Genomic DNA, 18,567 nt, shown 5'->3' with positions numbered 1-18,567 from the left:
GCGTCACTCGGCGGCGTGAAACTGCCTGACCAACGTGGGCGACGCGGCCCGACGGCGCTTGTCGTGATACATTGCCACATCAGCCATATGCATGACCTGCTCAGCCGATGCGTCACTGTCATAGGGGGCAATGCCGAAGCTGGCCTTGAGCGGAATGTGGCTGTGGTTGATTCTGGCGGTTGCCGCGTTGAGCTCTGCCTTGAGTTCGATGGCGCGGTGACGGGCGGGCGCGAGCTCACCATTGACCATGAGGATTGCAAACTCGTCGCCGCCCATGCGTGCCAGATAATCTGTTGTGCGCACACGGGCCGACAAAAAGTCCGAAACGTGCTGCAACAGCGCGTCGCCCGCTGCGTGTCCGTAGGTGTCGTTCACGGGCTTGAAGCCATCAAGATCTATGGCCACGAGCAATCCCTGTTCGTTGTGGCGACGGGCATTGCCAAGGGCGCGGTCCAGCGCATTCGAAAAACCGCGGCGGTTGAGAAGGCCGGTGAGTTCATCCGTCATCGACAGGGTTTCAAGCTGGGCGATACGCGAGCGCTGTTCTGAAATGGTTTGCTGGGCTTCCGCTGCATAGTTGAGAGCGCGCTCGATAAGCTCACGGGTTTCCTTGGGCATTGCGAGTGCGGGCTGCATGACTTTGGGCACAAAGGACGCGTCTTTGTTGCGTGTCACTATGTCTGTTAGTGCCCCCATGCCGGGTGTTGGAACTGTGGCGTGATACATAGCTCATCTACTCCTGTCTGAGCGCCGACCTACAACCCCCGTTGTGCCTTCGGTTTACCGAGGCATCATTGGGGAATGCTGCCTACGGAGCAAGCCGCGTGCCTTTGCCTATTAGTCAAAAAAGTGAGGCTATTTGTGCGTTTTCCGCCAGTGCCGTTTACCATTGCACGGGCAAACACGTGCATTTGTGCCCGGCAACCCGGCACAATTTGCCGCGTGTAATACTCAGCGGTTCCGCGCTAGGTTAAGGCCCATGTCAAACCTGAAAATGCCAACAGCCTTTGCCGCAATTTGCGCCGGACTTTTTTTTCTGGTGCTGGTTGTTTTGCCGCAGTCTGCGTTTGCGGCGAGCGGTCTGATGCCGCATCGCGCGGTCTATGCCATGAACCTGATCGGCAGCGCCGACGGGTCTGATATTGCATCGGTCAAGGGACGGCTGGTGCTGGAATGGCAGGGGTCTGCCTGTGAGGGGTTTGTCACCAGCCAGCGCATCGTCAACCGGATGGGCAGCAAGCAGGGCAATGATTTTGTCAGTGATTTTCGTGTGAATTCATGGGAAAGCGCGGACGGCGATGCGTTCACGTTTTCGATGGTGCACTACATCAACGGAAACAGTGCGGAAGAGATTTCGGGCGAGGTCGAAAACGGCGTGGTTGCATTCACCAAGCCTGAAAAAACATCGTTGGCGTTGCCGGCCGGCACGCTGTTTCCCACAGAACATATCAGGCAGATGCTTGACGCCGCGAAGGCGGGCAAGAAAATCATCACCGCTGATCTGTTTGATGGGTCGGATACGGAACATTATTTCAAGACCACCACATTCATTGGCAGCGGTGGCATCGGCGCACCCGGTGATGATGAGGCGGAGCCTGGTGCGAGCCTGGCGAACGTAAAATACTGGCCATTGCAGATCAGCTATTTTGACCCCTCTGATATTTCCGGTCTGCCTGACTTTGAAATCTCGTCGCGGTTTTATGAGAACGGTGTTTCTACGGGACTGGTTATGGACTATGGCGACCTTGCCATCGGCGCGCGGCTGATTTCGCTCGAACCGTTGCCGGTCCCTGAGTGCTAGCGCACTCACTTACCGTTTGATTTTGTCGGCGGTGATGCCGCGTCCCTTGTCGATGCTTTCCTTGCCATATTTCTCACGCACTTTATCCACGGCTCGTTCCGCCCTGGCGCGTTTGCCGGCGTTGGGGTCCAGCAGGTCGCCTATCTGCGTGCCGCCTGCGGTGACGAGACCGGCTACCCCTATGCCGAGCAGGCGATAGGCGGTGCCGTCGGTTTCAGGCTTCAGCAGCTTTTGCCCGGCCCGGTAAATCACATCCGCAAGCTGGGTGGCGTCCGTCAGGGTCAGGTTTCGCGTGCGGGTTTTGAAGTCACGGGTTTTGAGCTTGAGTACAATAGTGTGGCCTGCAAGGTCTGACGCCTTGCAGCGCGTCGCCACCTTGTCGGACAGGCGCCACAGAATGCCTTCGAGGGTATCGTAGGCCGCAATGTCTTCGTTGAAGGTGGTTTCAGCGCTGATGCTTTTGGTTTCGCGCACGGGCTTCACGTCGCGGGTGTCGTTGCCGCGCGACAGGCGGGCAAGGCGCAGGCCCATCTGGCCGTAGCGCACCAGCAGGTCGTGTTCGTCCATGGTTTGCAGGTCGGCAATCATGGTAATGCCGTCTGCCTCCAGCTTGCCGCGCATGGATTTGCCGACGCCCCATATTTTGCCAACCGGCATGGCGGCAAGACGGGAGAGCGTTTCAGCTTTGCCAATGATGGAAAATCCGCGCGGCTTGTCGAGGTCAGACGCGAGCTTGGCCAGAAACTTGTTATGGCTCAGGCCGACCGAAACTGTGATGCCGATCTCCTGCTCAATGCGCAGGGCCAGCCGCATGAGCGTTTCAGCGGCGCTCATGCGGTGCAGGCGCTGGGTACCGGATAAATCCAGGAAGGCCTCATCGATGGAGACTGGCTCAACCAGCGGCGTAACATCGCGCATCAGGTCACGGACCTGGCGGCCTGCTGTGGCATATTTTTCCATCTGCGGTCTGACCACGACAGCGTGCGGGCACGCTTTCAACGCCTTGAACATTGGCATGGCTGATCCGACACCGTATGTGCGGGCGATATAGCAGGCTGTTGAAACAACGCCGCGCCGCCCGCCGCCTATGATGACCGGCTTGTCGCGCAGTTCCGGCGCGTCACGTTTTTCAATTGCCGCGAAGAACGCGTCGCAGTCGATATGCGCCATGGTGAGATCCGTGAGTTCATCGTGGCGGGCGAGGCGCGGGCTCTTGCATGAGGTGCAGCGGCGGGTGCTGTCGTCATTCGGCGCAAAACAATCGCGGCACAGCGTTGCCATCAGTCTGCCACCGCGTCCGCAGGCCACAGCCATGCGGCGCCTCTGATGCCACTGGACGCACCGTGAGTGTTTTTGACGACCTGCGTTTCCACGGTGTCGGAGAATACATGCTGAGGCAGGTCGGCAGCTATGGCTGGATAAAGATGCTCAAGCTCGCTCAGACCACCGCCCAGAACAATAATATGTGGGTCCAGAATGTTGATAACCATGGCCAGCGCGCGGGCGAGGCGGCTTGTGTGGCGGTTAAGCGTTGCCAGCGCGTCGGTATTGCCGGCACCTGCCTGCTCGACAATTTGTTCAGGTGAAAGCGTTGTCGAAGTAATGCGGGTGTGGTCAGCGGCAAGCGCCGGGCCTGAGCACCATGTTTCGATGCAGCCGTGTTTGCCGCAATAGCATAGCGGGCCTGGATATTCGTCACGTGTCATCCACGGCAACGGCGTATGGCCCCATTCGCCGGTGATGGCATTTGGACCTGAAACAAGACGTGTATTGACGACAAGGCCACCGCCGACGCCGGTACCCAGGATAACGCCGAACACGGTCTGGTGCCGGGCTCCGGCGCCGTCGTGTGCTTCGGAGAGGGCAAAACAATCTGCGTCATTTGCAAAGCGCACGCGGTGGCCAAGGCGTTTTTGCAGATCCAGCGGCAAGGGCTGGCCGATGAGCCAGGTAGAGTTGGCATTTTTGACAAGGCCCGTAGTGGCTGACACCGCGCCGGGCATAGCGATGCCAACCGGGCAGCGGCACCCGGCGGTCTTATCCATATGAGTCACCAGATCCACCAGCATATCGAGGTTGGCTTGGTAGTTACCTGACGGTGTGGGAACGCGCAGGCGGGCAACCTTGCTGCCGTCGGGTGCCATCAGCATGGCTTCGGTTTTTGTGCCGCCAAGATCTATGCCGATGCGCATGGTGCCAGTTTCAGCCGTGCGCGGTGATCGTGGTGGTGATGTGATCTGCCGCGTGGCGCCAGTCGCCGGAGCTTATGTGATGGGCTTCGGGGCTGGGGACCAGTTTGCGCAGGCGCGGGTCGGCCACAAAGTGGATGAGATGCACATGGTCCACAGACTCATGCACCGACTGCAGATTGTGGGGAATGTCATCAAGGAAAAAAACCGGGCGCCCGCCTTTTCGCGCCAGCGCGGCCATGGCTGGCCCCTTGAGGCCGGCGTTCGCTACCAGCGGATAAGGCATACCGCTGTCCAGCAATGACTGCGCGCGGGCATCGCGGCGGTCAAACGGGACGTTGGATAACACCACGATGTCGGCGTGGGCTGACAGGGTTTGCAGGGCATCTGCAGCACCCTCTACAGGTGCCAGCCTGTGTGTTTCAGCCTGAAAGAAAGCCCCAAGCAGGCCGCGCATCTCGGTGGCTTCCACCACATTTCCTGTTGCCTTGTGGCGCACGTTACCGGTGATGGCGAAGCTTTTGAGGCTGATCTCGTAGCCTTCGCGTTCCAGAAATGCTTCCAGCCCTTCCATGAAGCGGAACAAGACTTCGTCTGCGTCGGTGACGATCAGCGGACGGGTGGTATTGAGGGTGAGGGAAGCGATCTGTTCCTCAACGAAGGGATCGAGTGTCATGAAAAATCCAGTTCGATTCAGTTCCAGCCGGGGGATTGCTGGTTGCCGGGTAAAGCGCGACGGGCGCGGGCGGGCGCATCGTCGGGACACTGCTCGCTGCCGGTAAACTCCAGCAGCAGGCGTTCGTTGCCCAAAAGATAGTCCAGAATGGCGGCAAGTCCCTCTTCGGTTTGTGCAAACTGGCGCAGGTCGGCTGGTTGGGTGCCGGTCATCCGCAGGAAACCTTCGATTCGCTGCTGGTCTTCCGCCAGAAATGTGAGCGCCCGCAGCGCCAGTATTTGTGCATCTTCACTATTCAAAACCGCAATTTTCCTTGGGTGTGGCTGCAAATGGCCATTGTGAAACGGTGCCGCTTAAACAGTGCCTTAAACCTTTTGGCCCACAGTCGGCAAAGATGAATTGGCAGACTACCGCGATCAGGCGGTGCCAAGGGAGAGATCACGATGTCCAAACGGGTTTTGATTGTTGAGGACAACGAGCTGAACATGAAGCTGTTTCATGACCTGCTCGACGCTCATGGCTATGAGACCATCCAGACCCGCGACGGCATGGAAGCGCTGGAGTTGGCGCGCTCTGAACGTCCCGACCTGATTTTGATGGACATTCAACTGCCGGAAGTTTCAGGCCTTGAAGTCACCAAGTGGCTGAAGGAGGACGACAGCCTTCGCGCCATTCCGGTGGTGGCGGTGACGGCCTTTGCCATGAAGGGCGATGAGGAAAAAATCCGCCAGGGTGGGTGCGAAGCGTACATCGCCAAGCCCATTTCGGTGGCCCAGTTCATGGAAACCGTGCAGCGGTTTTTGGGTTAACACGCAGCCAGGAGTATTTTCATGACGGCGCGTGTTCTTGTGGTTGATGATATTCCCGCCAACGTCAAACTTCTCGAAGCCAAGCTGACGGCTGAGTATTTTGATGTCTCGACCGCATTTAACGGGCGCGAAGCGCTGGAAGCTGCGGCAGCCGAGAAGCCGGACATCATTCTGCTTGATGTGATGATGCCGGAGATGGATGGCTTTGAGGTCTGCCGCCGTCTCAAGTCGCGCCCTGAAACCCAGCATATCCCCGTCATCATGGTGACGGCGCTGGATCAGCCGACAGACCGGGTGACAGGTCTTGAAGCGGGTGCGGATGATTTTTTGACCAAGCCTGTTGATGACATTGCCCTGATGGCGCGGGTGCGCAGTCTTGTGCGTCTCAAGCTGATGACTGACGAACTGCGGATGCGTGAAACGACATCCGACAAGCTGGGGCTGATGAACGAGGCTGAAGCACTGCACCGCGCGGGCAGCGGCATGGGCCGGATTTTGGTGGTGGAAGACCGCGAAACATCTGCACGCCGCATTGCCGAAAGCCTGCGCGACCAGAACCGCGTTACCATTGAAAGCGATGCGCGGGAGGCTTTGGTGCGGGTCGGCGGTGAAGATTATGACCTGGTGGTGGTCAGTCTCTCGCTTGAGCGCTCAGACGGCTTGCGCTTTTGCTCGCATCTGCGCTCTGAAGATCGCACGCGCAACGTGCCTATTCTGGCGATTGTCGAGAATGGGGATACGGCGCGGCTGGTGCGGGCGCTTGATATGGGCGTGAACGACTATTTGATGCGTCCGGTGGACCGCAATGAGCTGACGGCGCGGGTGCGCACACAGCTCAAGCGCAAACGCTATCAGGATGTGTTGCGGCAGAACCTGCAACTCAGCCTTGAGATGGCGATCACGGACCCGCTGACCAACCTTTATAACCGGCGCTACATGGAAAGCCATCTGGGCACGCTGGTGCAGCGGGCGGCGGACCGGGGCAAGCCGATTTCGCTGCTTATTGTCGATATCGACTTCTTCAAGTCGGTGAACGATACCCACGGCCATGATGTTGGCGACGAGGTGTTGCGTGAGTTCGGCGAGCGACTGGCCCGCAATGTGCGCGGCATTGACCTTGCCTGCCGCTATGGCGGGGAGGAGTTTGTGGTGGTGATGCCCGACACGGATGTGGCCTTCGCCAACGCCGTGGCGGAGCGGCTGCGCACCGAAATTGCCTCCCTGGCATTTCAGGTCAGCACCGAGACCGGCAGGCTGGATATAACAGCTTCCATTGGTGTGACCGCCTTGCTGTCGCCCAACGAAAGCGTGGATCAGTTCCTGAAGCGAGCTGACAAGGCACTGTATCGGGCCAAGCGGGAAGGCCGGAACCGGGTGGTTTCTGAAGCTGCCTGACGGCTGCTATCGGTAGCCTGTGCTGCCTGTGGAAAACAAAGCAAATACATGAGGAAAGATGGTTAACACCCTCTGGGTGAACATTTTTTCACATCAATAGTCTCATTAATTCTTGTCTGGATGCGGAGTGGTGATACGCTTTTGGAGTGGCTGGCGTCTTTTTGGGGGAGATGCCGACCGCAGGCCGAAGTCGCGAACAAATGGGGATTTGTTCCGACATGCATCCCAAAGCGCTGATTGTTCGCGCTCCGGGTGTTTGGCCACAAAAACGGGGGGCGTTTTCCTTCATCTGAAGGCTGCGCCGTTCCGGGTAGCGTGCATTGAGCGGGTTAGTGCAGCCGCATCGCCTGACCAGCTTTCGCGCGAAGAAGCATTGTTGCCGGTTTCGGGGGTCGGATAGGCCTCTTTTTGAACCCCGGGGTCGGCATTGCTTCTTTTGTTGCCCGGCACCGCTGCTTTGACCGGACACCAGCCGCATCTGGTCCGGTGCTGAGCGGTGAACCTACCAGCCGGAGTCGATGGTCGCAGCTCTTGCACCACCGGCTCCGGCTGCCCGGTTTTCTCAGTAAATGCACGATTGGCAACGCACCAGGCTAAGCACTTGCCCAAACAAGGTGCGACACAAAAAGCGCCGCTCCAACCATATGGAGCGGCGCTTTTTCGTGGTTTAAAGGTAAGCCGCGCCACACCAGCTAAACAAAAGGGCGCGCCAAAAGCCTTGATGGCTATTTGATTTTGGCTTCCTTGAACTCAACATGCTTGCGGACCACGGGGTCATATTTACGCACGACCATCTTGTCGGTCATGGTGCGGGCATTCTTCTTGGTGACATAGAAGTAGCCGGTATCTGCGGTGCTCTGCAGACGGATCTTGATGGTTGTTGGTTTAGCCATGGGCCGAATCCTAAGCAATTTTGGGCCTCTGCACTTCGGTGTGCAGGGCGAAGGCGGCAACGTAATGATACGGGGCCCGGTGTCAAGAGGTGTGTCAAGACGGTTTTGGCATTTCACCAGGCAGTGCCGGGCCTTCGGTGAAGCGGCGCCACAAAGTGATAATCAGCGCACAGGCGGCAATAACAGTGAGGGCAACCATCAGCCCGTTGGGGTTGTTGATGTCCATGGCGACGCCGCCCGCAGCGGGGCCAACGAGCGCCCCAAGCGAATACATCACCACAAAGGCCGCATTGGCGGCGGCAAGGTCAGCGCCCCTGAAGCGCTGCCCCAGCAGCGCAAGCCCCACCGTATAAAGCCCCACAACCACGCCGCCATACACGAACAGCACCGGATACAGCAGCATTGGCTGGCCCGCGGTGAAGGGAATGAGCAACGGACCGGCAATGCCAACCGCAGCACACCCCGCCAGCACATAACGCCGGTCAAACTTGTCGGCGAGCAGGCCGATGGGAATTTGCAGGGCCACGTTGCCCGCAGCAAACACGCTCAGAACCAAAGCAGCTACCGCCTCCGTCGCGCCGCTGCGCACGGAATAGACCGGCAGCAGATTGAACACCTGTGTCTCGATGGCGCCGTAGGCGAGGGCGGCAAAGGTGGCGGCGGGGGCAACCAGAATGAAGGCGAGGAAGCTGCGTGATGGCTTTTCTGTGATGTTGGGCATAAGTCCGCGCGCGAACATCAGCGGAATGATCGCCAGCAGCGTCATGCCCGCCGTGATGAGAAACGGCAGTGCGCCGGATGTGCCGACGCCAAGCAATATCAGCGGACCAATGGCGAATGAGCCGGCGAACACCGTGGCGTACATGCCGATGGCGCGGCCGCGGGTTTTTTCGTCCGCTATCTGGTTGACCCATATTTCGCTGACAATGAACAACCCCGCCAGCGCCGCAGATGTGAAAAACCGCAGCGGGAACCAGACCCAGATACTGGGAAACAGCACATAGCCCATGATGCCGATGGTGGACGCAAAAATGCAGAGGATGAGAAACGTCATCATCGGGATGCGCCGCAGAATGAGCGGCACCAGCGGCGTGAAGATCAGGTGCGACAGACCCACCATCGCAGTGTTCAGCCCGATGATGGTCGCGGACGCGCCCATGGCATCCATGCGCAGGGCGAGCAGGGGCAGGGTGGCCCCAAGGCCAATGCCAACCGCGCCGATGCACCCAAGAGCAGCCGCCATGGAGCGCCGGCGCTGGGCGTCTGTCAGCGAATGGGTTTGCACCTCTATGATGGCGGAGTCTGTCATTGGCGGGGCTATGTCTCGTATGACAAAACGGGCGTACCGGACCGGTAGCGCCAGAAAGCGACGGGGCCGTCGAGGCTTCCTCTTTTGGTCCGCGTGCCAATTTCATTCAGCACAAACTCAGTAACGTCAATCACCGGCAGCTTCTTCGCGTCGTCGAGCGGATACCAGTCAAGGTCCAGCAATTCGCCGGAGCCTTTGATGGTGCCGGTGACGGGCGCATCCAGCGCAGAAAAGAAGCGGGCATGAAAACGGATCGGGCTTTCAGTTGGCGTGATGGCGCGGGCCAGCAACTTTAGCCCTTTTGCGTCCGGAACGACGCCTTGATCCTTGAATGTTGCCCACGTGCCTGATGCAGTGGTGCCCAGGTCGCCGGGGCAGGCGAGCAGCAGGCCGGTTTCTTCGAAGGTCTCCCGAATGGCAGCGGCTTCCAGTGCGCGGGTTGCAGGCGTGGCGCGGCTTGTGGCTGATTGGGCTGTTGTCACGCGCCTGTCGTCTCGGTCCAGCTTGCCACCGGGAAACACGAAGGCATCGGGAATGAACGCGTGGCGCGAATGGCGACGGCCCATGAGCACGTCCACCTGATCGCCGTTGGTGCGCATCAGCACAAGGCTTGCAGCGTCCCTTGGTTTAATGGCACGGGGTTTGACGGGCATCAGGTGATCTTGTCCTGAACGGGCTTTGCGCCGCGAAAATAGATGAACGGTATCGGGCGGCGGGCGGCCTGCTTTGGCGCGCTGAGGCGGGCTTCGATTTCTGTCAGCACGGCGCGGGTAATGTTGGGCAGTTCAAGGTCGCGGGCATCAGCGATGGTCAGCCAATGCAGGTCCAGCAACTCGCCCGATGCGCCGCCGGTATCGTGCATGTCGCTTAAAATGCTTGAGGCATCGCCAATGAAAAACCGCGTATCAAAGCGGCGGGTGCGGTAGGGCGGCGTGATGGCACGGGCGACCATCTTGAACTTCGATAAGTCAGGCAGTGCGCCCTGTTGAAAATAGGCGTTCCAGTCGGTGTGCCGCGATTTGGGCACCGGGCCATCATTGGGTGCCCCGACGACCAGTCCGGTTTCTTCAAAGGTTTCGCGCACGGCAGCCAGCGCATAGGAGCGGGCGCGGGCCTCGCTGGGGCGACCGCGCATCCGATCCATCAACTGGCGCTGTACTGTTGGCGCAAGGTCTTTTTTTGGCGCGATACGGCTGTCGGCAAGGTCCACGCGGCCACCGGGAAACACATATTTGTTGGGCATGAACTTGTGCGACGCTGCACGCTTGCCCATGAGAATGCGTGGCGCATTGTCGTCGTGGCGCACCAGAACGAGTGTTGCTGCATCCTTGGGGCGCACAGCTGCTACTTTGCCTTCGCGGTATTCACCGGGGCGCGCATAGGCAGGGTCAAACGGTGCGGGAGTTTGTTTTTTTGTCATTGCGCAGGGACGATGCCCGGCGATGCGCACCGTGTCTAGGCTTGCAATCTGTGCGGAATGGAGTCAGGCCGCGGGCGTTGGAGCCACGTTGACCGGGTCGTCATCCTCGCCGGCAAACCCGTGCATTCGCAGCGCCCATTGCAGACCTACCAGCGCACCCTTGATGGGCGGCAGAAGGGCCATGCACAAAATGACGGTGAGCGGCAGCCACAGTGCCATGTGAATCCACAAGGCCGGTGCCCAAAAACGTTCAACCAGAATCATCAGTGGAATGATGATGTGGCCCGATATGAAAATGGTAAAATAGGGCGGTGCGTCATCGGCGCGATGATGGTGCAGTTCCTGACCGCAGGATGCGCATTCATCTTCAACCTTCAGGTATGCTCTGAACAGTCGGCCTTCGCCACAGGACGGGCATTTGCCAAACAGCCCTCGGCGCATGGCAGGCCACACGCGGCGGTGCGTTTGTTGGATGGTGCCAGTGCCTGTGTACTCGCCTGTCATGCTGAGTAATGTCGGTTTACGCAGCGTATCCCGCAAGGTGTCGGATTGCCGCATTAGGCGGATGGTTATTTGCGGCGGCCTGAGGTTTTGCGTTTGCCGGAGCGCGGTGCCTGGCGGCCTCGTGGGCCGCCTTTGTTGCGGCCGGCATCTCTGCTGCCTGCACGGTCGCGGCGGGCGCGTTTTATTTCGGCGGCATCCGCCTTGCGGCCACCTTCCAGAAGCTCAAACCGCAGCCCGCCCTTAAGCGGAGCCACTTCCTCTAGGCGCACCGTCACGGGTTCACCAAGCCGGAACATCATGCCGGTGCGCTCGCCAATGAGCGCGTGCATGGTTTCGGAGTGGTGGAAATAATCGCCGTTTAGGGAGGCAACCGGGATCAACCCGTCAGCGCCTGTTTCCGAAAGCCTGACAAACAGGCCAAAGCGGGTGACGCCGGAAATACGGGCGGCAAACTCGCTGCCCACTTTATCGGCCAGATAGTGCGCCAGGTAACGGTCGTTGCTGGCGCGCTCTGCAGCCATGGCGCGACGCTCGGTTGATGAAATGTGCTGTGAGATTTCCGGCAACCGGTCGGCTTCGTCGGGCGTCAGTCCGTCTTTTGCGGCGTTGGGCGACAGATCCAGCGCGCGGATCAGCGAGCGGTGGACCAGCAGGTCAGCATAGCGGCGGATGGGCGAGGTGAAGTGGGCGTAGCGCTGAAGGTTGAGGCCGAAATGGCCGATATTGTCCGGGTTGTATTCAGCCTGTGCCATGGAACGCAGCACCACTTCGCTGACCATGTCGGATTGCTCCGAACCCGCCGCATTTTTGAGGATGCGATTGAGGTGTCCAGGTTTCATGACGGTGCCGCGCGGCAATGTCATGTCGAGGGTTTGCAGGAACTCGGCAAGGGCTGTCACTTTTTCGGGCGCGGGTGCATCGTGAATGCGATAGACGACGGGTGCCTTTTTGCTCTCCAGTGTTTCGGCGGCACACACGTTGGCTTCAATCATGAAGGCTTCGATGAGGCGCATACTGTCGAGGCGCTCTACCTCGCGGATGCCGCTGATGCGACCGTCCGAGCCAAGCTCGATCTTGCGCTCCGGCAAATCCAGATCAAGCGGTTGTCGCTTGCTGCGGGCTTTTGTCAGCGCGGCATACGCATCGTACAGCGGCTTGATGACTGTTTCAGCGAGCGGCGCAGCCGGGCCGCTTTCCAGGCCGTCGTGTGCAGCTTGCGCCTGCTGGTAAGAAAGGCGGGCGGCTGAGCGCATGATGGCGCGCATGAAGGTGTGTGTTTTGCGGTTGCCGTCTTTGTCCAGCACCATTTGCACGGCAAGGCAGGGGCGGTCTTCGTTGCCGACCAGTGAACACAGATCATTTGAAATGCGTTCGGGCAGCATGGGGATTACGCGATCGGGAAAGTAGGCTGAGTTGCCGCGTTTTTGCGCGTCGCGGTCCAGCGCCGAACCCGGGCGCACGTAGCCTGCCACGTCAGCGATGGCGACAATCACCTGAAAGCCGCCGGGGTTTTTGGGGTCGTCGTCGGGCGCGGCCCACACGGCATCGTCGTAGTCGCGGGCGTCAGCCGGGTCGATGGTGATGAGCGGGATATCGCGAATGTCTGTGCGGCCGCGTGCGGTTACTGGCTTTGCGGCTTGGGCCTCTGCGAGTGCTGCGGGGTCAAACTCTACCGGAATACCCTGCTCATGCACGGCAATGAGGCTGATGGCGTGGGCACCGTCCATTGGCCCAAGAGCCTTGATAATGCGTGCTGCACGCGGGCCGTAGCGACTGGCAGAGAGCACCTCTGCTTCGGCAAGTTCGTCCACACGGACATCGCCCACGTCACTTGCGGCAATGCGGTAGTCGCCGCGCTCGCGCTTATCGACGGGGTCCAGCGTCCAGTCCTTGCCGGGGCCTGCGCGCAGTACGCCAATAACAGACTTCGCGCCGATGCCCAGCTTTTTGATGACGCGGGCTTCGTAGTCAAAATCTTCCGTCGCCTTGTTAAGTCGGGCCAGCACGCGGTCACCGACGCCAAATGTTGCCGGGTCCTTGTGGCCAGCGGGGGCGAGCACGATGGTGGGGGGCGGGGCGTCTGATTTCCAGTTGGCGGGTGTTGCCAGCAACTCGCCATCGGCATCACGGTCGGTGATGTCGATGACGCCGACAGGGGGCAGTTCACCGGGTCGGGTGAACTTCTTGTTGTCGGCGCGTTCCAGCAAGCCTTCTTCTTCCATGGAGCGTAACAGACCCTTGAGAGCCACGCGCTGTGGCCCCTGAATGCGAAAGGCGCGGGCAATCTCGCGTTTGCCCGGCGTGCCCTGATAGGTAGCGATAAACTCCAGCACCTGCTCGCGGGTCGGCAGAAACTTGTCAGACGCAGCCTTCGCTTTACCGCGCTTGGCGGGGCGTTTTTTCTTCGGCTGCGATGTGCGCGGCGGCTTTGATGTACCCGGAGTTCTGGCCACTTAGGATGCGTCTGTATCAGAAGCGACTGCCGACTTGGCTTTCGCTTTGGTTTTGGCTTTCGCCTTGGTCTTGGTCTTGGTCTTGGTTTTCGTTTTCGCCTTGGCTTTGGTTTTTGCCTTCGATTTTGTCTTGGCCTTCGCCTTTGATTTGGCCTTTGGCTTCTTGCCGGATTTTGCTGCTTTTTCGGCTACCAGCTCAACGGCGCGCTCAAGGGTCAGTTCATCAATCCCGACACTCTTGGGCAGGGTGGCGTTGATTTTGCCGTGTTTGATGTAGGGGCCGTAGCGACCATCCAGCACCTGCACCGGGCCGCCTTCGCCGGGGTGGTCGCCCAGCTCTTTCAGCACGGTTGCCTGGCCGCGGCGGTTGCCGCCCCGCAGCGCCTTTTGGGCGATTGCGTCAACGGCGCGGTTGATGCCGACGGAGAACACTTCCTCGATGGAATCGAGGTTGGCGTATTTGCCATCGTGCAGCACGAACGGGCCATAGCGGCCCAGCCCTGCGGTAATCATCTTGCCGGTTTCAGGGTGCTCGCCCACATCGCGCGGCAGTGACAGCAGCTTGAGCGCGTAGTCAAAGTCAACATCCGCAGGGCTCATGCCTTTGGGAATGCCGGAGCGCTTTGGCTTGTCGTTTTCCTCGGTTTTTTCGCCAAGCTGAATGTACGGGCCAAAGCGGCCTGACTTGAGAAGAACCGACAGACCTGTGTCGGGGTCGATGCCCAGTTCCTTGTCGCCCTGTGCGGCCTGTTCTGCTTCAGAGCCGGCCATGGGCCGTGTGAACTTGCACTCAGGATAGTTGGAGCAGCCAATGAACGCGCCGAAGCGCCCCGTCTTGATGGACAGTTGTCCGTCGCCGCATGTCGGGCACTGGCGCGGCGGGGTGCCGTCGTCTTTTGCCGGGAACACATGCGGGCCAAGCACGTCATTGAGAACATCAAGAACCTGCGTGATGCGCAGTTCCTTGGTGTCATCAACAGCGGCGATGAAGTCGCGCCAGAAATCGCGCAGCACTTCGCGCCAGTCCAGTTCACCGGCTGAAACCGCATCGAGGCGCTCTTCCAGGCTGGCGGTAAACTCATACTGCACATAGCGGTTGAAGAAGTTTTCAAGGAAGGCCGTAACCAACCGGCCTTTGTCTTCGGGCATGAAGCGGTTGCGGTCCATGCGGACATATTCACGATCCCTCAGTGTGCTGAGGGTTGAGGCGTAAGTGGAGGGGCGGCCGATACCCAGTTCTTCCATCCGCCGCACAAGCGAGGCTTCGGTGAAGCGGGGGGGCGGCTCGGTGAAATGCTGGTCGGCGTTAACGGTGCGGGTTTGTGGTTGCTCACCTTCGTTCAGCTTGGGCAGACGGTTCGCGTCTTCGTCGCCTTCTGAATCATCCACGCCTTCCTGATAGAGCGTCAGGAAACCATCGAACAACAGCACGGAGCCAGTGGCGCGCAAGCCGACCTTGCCGTCAGCGTCGGCAAGCTCGACGGTGGTGCGCTCGAAGCTTGCACTTTCCATCTGGCTTGCGATGGCGCGCTTCCATACCAGCTCATAAAGCTTGAGTTGTTCGCCGCTGACATAGCGCGCCACGTCCTGCGGGGTGCGGGCGAGGTCTGTGGGGCGGATGGCCTCATGGGCCTCCTGCGCATTCTTGGCTTTTGAGCGATAGATGCGCGGGCTGTCCGGCAGATAGTTGCGCCCGAACTGCGCTGCGATGGCATCACGGGCGTCGTCGATGGCTTCGGGGGCCATCTGCACGCCGTCGGTCCGCATATAGGTGATGAGACCCACCGTCTCGCCGCCAATGTCCTCACCTTCATACAGGCGCTGCGCCACCTGCATGGTGCGGCTGGCGTTGAAGCCGAGTTTACGGGACGCCTCCTGCTGCAGCGTGGATGTTGTGAACGGCGCAGGCGGATTGCGCTTGGCGGGTTTGGCTTCAACGGAGGCCACGCGCAGCGCAGCGCTTTTAACCGCTGCTTCCGCTTCGCGGGCGGCCGTTTCGTTGGCGAGGTCGAACTTGTCCAGCTTCTGGCCGTTGAAGGTGGTCAGCCGCGCGGTGAAGTCTTCGCCGGCGTCATTCGCAAGGGCAGCTTCAATGGTCCAGTATTCGCGCGGCGTAAATGCCTCGATCTCCATTTCGCGCGACACGATAAGGCGCAGCGCCACGGACTGTACGCGGCCTGCCGAGCGCGAGCCGGGCAGCTTGCGCCACAGCACTGGGGACAGGTTGAAGCCCACCAGATAGTCCAGCGCGCGGCGGGCCTTGTAGGCCTCGACCAGATCCGTATCGACGTCGCGGCCATGCTCCATGGCCTCCAGAATCGATTTTTTGGTGACAGCGTTGAACACCACGCGCTCAACCGGCATGTCCTTGATGAGGTTCTTCTTTTCAAGAATCTCAAGCACGTGCCATGAAATAGCTTCGCCCTCGCGGTCGGGGTCAGTGGCCAGAATGAGCTTGTCGGCACCTTTGACGGCGGTTTCGATTTCGCGGATCTGTTTTTTGGAACTGGGCGACACCTGCCAGGTCATGGCGAAGTCTTCATCCGGATCAACCGAGCCATCCTTGGGCGGCAGGTCGCGGACATGGCCATAGGATGCCAGCACCTTGAAGTCGCTACCCAGATACTTGTTGATCGTCTTGGCCTTAGCCGGGGATTCCACAATAACTACGTTGACCACGCAAACCTCGAACTTGGGCCGTTAGGGAAGGGCGCACGCCTCAGCGCGCAGTGTTGACTTGTCGATTCGACGCACAAGATGGTGTTGTAACCGTCGGAGTGTCAAATGCACGCCTCATTGTGGGTTTTGTCACATCGCTGAAATATTTTCGCCTGTTCGGTTGGCGAAAAGTCCTTTGAGACGTTGGGGATTTAGTTGTTGGTCGCATTTTGCACGCAAAACGAGTATTGTGGTTGTCATTGCGTCCCCCCTAAGAAGCCGTCGGGATCTTGAATACCGGGGTAAGAAGCAGGTTTTTCTACCTGATTACCCGCTGTTACCTGTGTGGCTGTCGGCGCAATGCCGACAATGAATGTGAAGGCTTGCGATTGTGACCGACAAAAGTCCGCAAGGTGCGGATCAGGACCGCACCGAAACTGCTGCTTACATCTTCGATATGCTGATCGGGCTTAGTTCAGTCGCGCGCGAGACACAAATGCCTCTCCTGGCCTATCTTTTGGAAATGGCGGGCAGCGAAGCGTCCCGGATTGCTGAGAACCGAGACGGGGCTGAGAACCGGGACGGGGCTGAAAAAAGCAACGCGAATACCCCTGCAAAGCGTGCCTCCAGGTAGCCGCAACCTACATGGTGCTGATGCGCCCGCCGGGGTGGCGGACGGCCCGTCCTGAGATTTCCAGTTCCAGAATGATTGCTGATACCTGGGCCGCCGTGAGTGCGCTCAGGCGGATCAGTTCATCCAGTTCCACCGGCGACGGGCTTAAAAGAGCGTGAACCGCGTTGGTGTTTTCTTCGGTTATAGGGGCTGTCGGGGCACCTGATCTGCGCGTGTTGGTTTGATCGAGTGCGGCAGGTTGTTGAGTATAGCGGTCAAAGAGCGGCAGGGTGCCGGGTTCTGAAAACTGGCTTTCCAAAGCCTCCAGCACATCCTCGGGCCCCTGCACCAGCGTTGCCCCCTCGCGAATGAGATCGTTGGTACCGCGTGCCCGCTGATCGAGCGGTGAGCCGGGCACAGCAAATACATCGCGGCCCTGCTCGTTGGCAAAACGCGCGGTGATGAGAGACCCTGACCGCACCGCCGCCTCAATCACTACGACGCCCGCAGACATGCCGGAGATCAGACGGTTGCGACGGGGGAAGTGGCGGGCCACGGGTTCGGCGCCGAACGGCATTTCAGTAACCACGGCGCCGGTTTGGGCAATCTGCGCGTGAAGCTGGGTGTTCTCGCGCGGATAAATAATGTTGATGCCGCCTGCGGTCACCGCGACAGTGCCTGTTTCCAGGGCGGCTTCGTGGGCGTGCGTATCTACGCCACGGGCAAGGCCTGAGGCTACGGTGACGCCATGTTGGCCCAGACCCCGCGACATCATGGCAGCCATTTTTCGTCCGGCGGCAGAAGCGTTGCGCGCCCCGACGATGCCAACCGTGCGCGGGCCGGCAACGGATGCATCACCCAGCACTGTGAGCAAAGGCGGGGGTGCGTCCACCATGGCCAGCAACGGCGGGTAACCGTCATGACCAAATGGCACAAGACGGGCACCGTATTTTTTGATCAGACTCAGTTCACGCTCTGCGTCACGCATGGACGTGATTGACAGCGCGGTGTCGCGACCGGCGCGATTGGCTATCTGTGGCAAGGCGTCCAGTGCATCAATCGCTGAGCCAAAGCGGGCAAGCAGACCCCAGAATGTGGTCGGGCCAATGTTTTGAGATCGGATCAACCGAAGCCACGCCAGCAGGTCTGCGTCATCTGTTGGCCCATGGCTGAATGACTGTGCTGTCACGAAGCGGGTGCTTCCGGGGGGGTGTTCTCTTTTTTTCCGCCGCCAATGCGAGGTTCTTCGCCCGCGATGATGCGGCGGATGTTGTCGCGGTGGCGGATGAAAATCAGCACCGCGTAAAAAATGGCAAACGGGATTACGAGCCACATGTCGGCGATCCAGAAGAACACCGGTGCCAGCGCGGCAGCCACAAGGGCGGACAGGGATGAGATGCGTGAAATGGCGGCAACAACGAGCCACGTTGCGCAGGCGGCAAGGCCAACGAAGAAGTTCAGAGCGAGTGTCAAGCCAAGGAACGTGGCAACGCCCTTGCCGCCCTTGAACCTGAGCCAGACCGGAAAGATGTGACCGACGAAAGCGCCGGTACCCGCAAGCACGGCCATTGTGTCCCCGGCAAGATAGCGCGCAAGAACAACCGCCAGTGCGCCCTTGCCGCCGTCCGCCACCAGGGTTGCCAGCGCCACCCAGCGGTTGCCGGTGCGCAGTACATTGGTTGCGCCGATGTTGCCGGAGCCGACGGACCGAATGTCGCCCAACCCGGCCATGCGTGTGAACAGCAGGCCGAAGGGGATGGACCCCAGCAGGTAGCCCAGCACGAGGGCAGCAATGTAGTAGGGGGCGGACAGCTCAACGGAAATCGGGTCGATGAACATCAGATCAG

18 protein-coding genes are annotated in these 18,567 nt (G+C 59.8%); 4 read left to right on the top strand and 14 right to left on the bottom strand.

The window, feature by feature from the left end; all coding sequences use genetic code 11:
- Positions 1-3: 3 nt before the first annotated feature.
- Positions 4-726, bottom strand: coding sequence for a GGDEF domain-containing protein (locus tag RIB87_RS03095; RefSeq protein WP_350143379.1), 723 nt, complete (start codon positions 724-726; stop codon positions 4-6).
- 253 nt (positions 727-979) lie between these two features.
- Here RIB87_RS03095 and RIB87_RS03090 point away from each other — a divergent pair, with 253 nt between their 5' ends.
- Entirely contained in the window at positions 980-1,801 is an 822-nt protein-coding gene (locus tag RIB87_RS03090) for a cell envelope integrity EipB family protein (protein WP_350143377.1), read from the top strand.
- A gap of 9 nt (positions 1,802-1,810) precedes the next feature.
- On the opposite strand, the gene RIB87_RS03085 is transcribed toward RIB87_RS03090, so the two are convergent.
- From RIB87_RS03085 to RIB87_RS03070, 4 genes are read right to left on the bottom strand one after another with little or no spacing between them, the layout of a single operon-like run.
- The gene (locus RIB87_RS03085) at positions 1,811-3,115 is read right to left on the bottom strand and encodes a DNA polymerase IV (protein WP_502943194.1); all 1,305 of its coding nucleotides are present in this window, start codon (positions 3,113-3,115) and stop codon (positions 1,811-1,813) included.
- Positions 3,082-3,993 (bottom strand): ROK family protein, encoded by a 912-nt coding sequence (locus tag RIB87_RS03080; protein WP_350143375.1) that lies wholly within the window; start codon positions 3,991-3,993, stop codon positions 3,082-3,084. The genes RIB87_RS03085 and RIB87_RS03080 overlap by 34 nt, the downstream gene beginning before the upstream one ends.
- A 10-nt stretch (positions 3,994-4,003) precedes the next feature.
- Entirely contained in the window at positions 4,004-4,666 is a 663-nt protein-coding gene (locus RIB87_RS03075; protein ID WP_350143373.1) for a hypothetical protein, read from the bottom strand.
- 17 nt (positions 4,667-4,683) lie between these two features.
- Positions 4,684-4,965, bottom strand: a complete 282-nt coding sequence (locus RIB87_RS03070; protein WP_350143371.1) for a DUF3572 family protein — start codon at positions 4,963-4,965, stop codon at positions 4,684-4,686.
- Positions 4,966-5,109: 144 nt separating this feature from the next.
- Here RIB87_RS03070 and RIB87_RS03065 point away from each other — a divergent pair, with 144 nt between their 5' ends.
- Both RIB87_RS03065 and RIB87_RS03060 read left to right on the top strand, forming a co-directional pair.
- A complete protein-coding gene (locus tag RIB87_RS03065) occupies positions 5,110-5,475 on the top strand; it encodes a response regulator (protein WP_350143369.1) in 366 nt (121 codons plus the stop codon).
- Between the two features lie 21 nt (positions 5,476-5,496).
- The gene (locus tag RIB87_RS03060; protein ID WP_350143367.1) at positions 5,497-6,870 is read left to right on the top strand and encodes a PleD family two-component system response regulator; all 1,374 of its coding nucleotides are present in this window, start codon (positions 5,497-5,499) and stop codon (positions 6,868-6,870) included.
- A 725-nt stretch (positions 6,871-7,595) separates the two neighbouring features.
- On the opposite strand, the gene rpmG is transcribed toward RIB87_RS03060, so the two are convergent.
- From rpmG to topA, 7 genes are all read right to left on the bottom strand, one after another.
- Positions 7,596-7,763 (bottom strand): 50S ribosomal protein L33, encoded by a 168-nt coding sequence (gene rpmG / locus RIB87_RS03055; RefSeq protein ID WP_350143365.1) that lies wholly within the window; start codon positions 7,761-7,763, stop codon positions 7,596-7,598.
- Between the two features lie 94 nt (positions 7,764-7,857).
- Positions 7,858-9,072, bottom strand: a complete 1,215-nt coding sequence (locus tag RIB87_RS03050) for an MFS transporter (RefSeq protein ID WP_350143363.1) — start codon at positions 9,070-9,072, stop codon at positions 7,858-7,860.
- 8 nt (positions 9,073-9,080) lie between these two features.
- On the bottom strand, positions 9,081-9,725 hold the full coding sequence (locus RIB87_RS03045) for an NUDIX hydrolase (RefSeq protein ID WP_350143361.1): 645 nt from the start codon (positions 9,723-9,725) through the stop codon (positions 9,081-9,083).
- Positions 9,725-10,492 carry an NUDIX hydrolase gene (locus RIB87_RS03040; protein ID WP_350143359.1) on the bottom strand — a complete coding sequence of 256 codons (768 nt, stop codon included), beginning with the start codon at positions 10,490-10,492 and terminating at the stop codon, positions 9,725-9,727. The genes RIB87_RS03045 and RIB87_RS03040 overlap by 1 nt, the downstream gene beginning before the upstream one ends.
- A gap of 63 nt (positions 10,493-10,555) precedes the next feature.
- Positions 10,556-10,996 carry a DUF983 domain-containing protein gene (locus RIB87_RS03035; RefSeq protein ID WP_350143357.1) on the bottom strand — a complete coding sequence of 147 codons (441 nt, stop codon included), beginning with the start codon at positions 10,994-10,996 and terminating at the stop codon, positions 10,556-10,558.
- A 65-nt stretch (positions 10,997-11,061) separates the two neighbouring features.
- Positions 11,062-13,449 carry a ribonuclease R gene (gene rnr / locus RIB87_RS03030; protein WP_350143355.1) on the bottom strand — a complete coding sequence of 796 codons (2,388 nt, stop codon included), beginning with the start codon at positions 13,447-13,449 and terminating at the stop codon, positions 11,062-11,064.
- Entirely contained in the window at positions 13,450-16,128 is a 2,679-nt protein-coding gene (gene topA / locus RIB87_RS03025) for a type I DNA topoisomerase (protein ID WP_350143353.1), read from the bottom strand.
- A 370-nt stretch (positions 16,129-16,498) separates the two neighbouring features.
- On the opposite strand from topA, the gene RIB87_RS03020 reads away from it, so the two are divergent.
- Positions 16,499-16,741 carry a hypothetical protein gene (locus RIB87_RS03020; RefSeq protein WP_350143351.1) on the top strand — a complete coding sequence of 81 codons (243 nt, stop codon included), beginning with the start codon at positions 16,499-16,501 and terminating at the stop codon, positions 16,739-16,741.
- Positions 16,742-16,748: 7 nt separating this feature from the next.
- On the opposite strand, the gene dprA is transcribed toward RIB87_RS03020, so the two are convergent.
- Positions 16,749-17,909: a DNA-processing protein DprA gene (gene dprA / locus RIB87_RS03015; protein WP_350143349.1), complete on the bottom strand. Its 1,161-nt coding sequence runs from the start codon at positions 17,907-17,909 to the stop codon at positions 16,749-16,751.
- Positions 17,906-18,559 (bottom strand): glycerol-3-phosphate 1-O-acyltransferase PlsY, encoded by a 654-nt coding sequence (plsY, locus tag RIB87_RS03010; RefSeq protein WP_350143347.1) that lies wholly within the window; start codon positions 18,557-18,559, stop codon positions 17,906-17,908. Before plsY ends, dprA begins: the two co-directional genes overlap by 4 nt.
- Between the last annotated feature and the right edge of the window lie 8 nt (positions 18,560-18,567).

The sequence above is a fragment of the Pyruvatibacter sp. genome, assembly GCF_040219635.1.
Classification (GTDB): domain Bacteria; phylum Pseudomonadota; class Alphaproteobacteria; order CGMCC-115125; family CGMCC-115125; genus Pyruvatibacter.
The sequence above is the reverse complement of the archived record's forward strand: the minus strand, read 5'-3'. Positions and strand labels throughout refer to the sequence as shown.

Coding starts and splice junctions, on each gene's coding strand:
- RIB87_RS03095 (WP_350143379.1), bottom strand. CDS start 726: ATGTATCACGCCACAGTTCCAACACCCGGCATGGGGGCACTAACAGAC.
- RIB87_RS03090 (WP_350143377.1), top strand. CDS start 980: ATGTCAAACCTGAAAATGCCAACAGCCTTTGCCGCAATTTGCGCCGGA.
- RIB87_RS03085 (WP_502943194.1), bottom strand. CDS start 3,115: ATGGCTGTGGCCTGCGGACGCGGTGGCAGACTGATGGCAACGCTGTGC.
- RIB87_RS03080 (WP_350143375.1), bottom strand. CDS start 3,993: ATGCGCATCGGCATAGATCTTGGCGGCACAAAAACCGAAGCCATGCTG.
- RIB87_RS03075 (WP_350143373.1), bottom strand. CDS start 4,666: ATGACACTCGATCCCTTCGTTGAGGAACAGATCGCTTCCCTCACCCTC.
- RIB87_RS03065 (WP_350143369.1), top strand. CDS start 5,110: ATGTCCAAACGGGTTTTGATTGTTGAGGACAACGAGCTGAACATGAAG.
- RIB87_RS03060 (WP_350143367.1), top strand. CDS start 5,497: ATGACGGCGCGTGTTCTTGTGGTTGATGATATTCCCGCCAACGTCAAA.
- rpmG (WP_350143365.1), bottom strand. CDS start 7,763: ATGGCTAAACCAACAACCATCAAGATCCGTCTGCAGAGCACCGCAGAT.
- RIB87_RS03050 (WP_350143363.1), bottom strand. CDS start 9,072: ATGACAGACTCCGCCATCATAGAGGTGCAAACCCATTCGCTGACAGAC.
- RIB87_RS03045 (WP_350143361.1), bottom strand. CDS start 9,725: ATGCCCGTCAAACCCCGTGCCATTAAACCAAGGGACGCTGCAAGCCTT.
- RIB87_RS03040 (WP_350143359.1), bottom strand. CDS start 10,492: ATGACAAAAAAACAAACTCCCGCACCGTTTGACCCTGCCTATGCGCGC.
- RIB87_RS03035 (WP_350143357.1), bottom strand. CDS start 10,996: ATGACAGGCGAGTACACAGGCACTGGCACCATCCAACAAACGCACCGC.
- plsY (WP_350143347.1), bottom strand. CDS start 18,559: ATGTTCATCGACCCGATTTCCGTTGAGCTGTCCGCCCCCTACTACATT.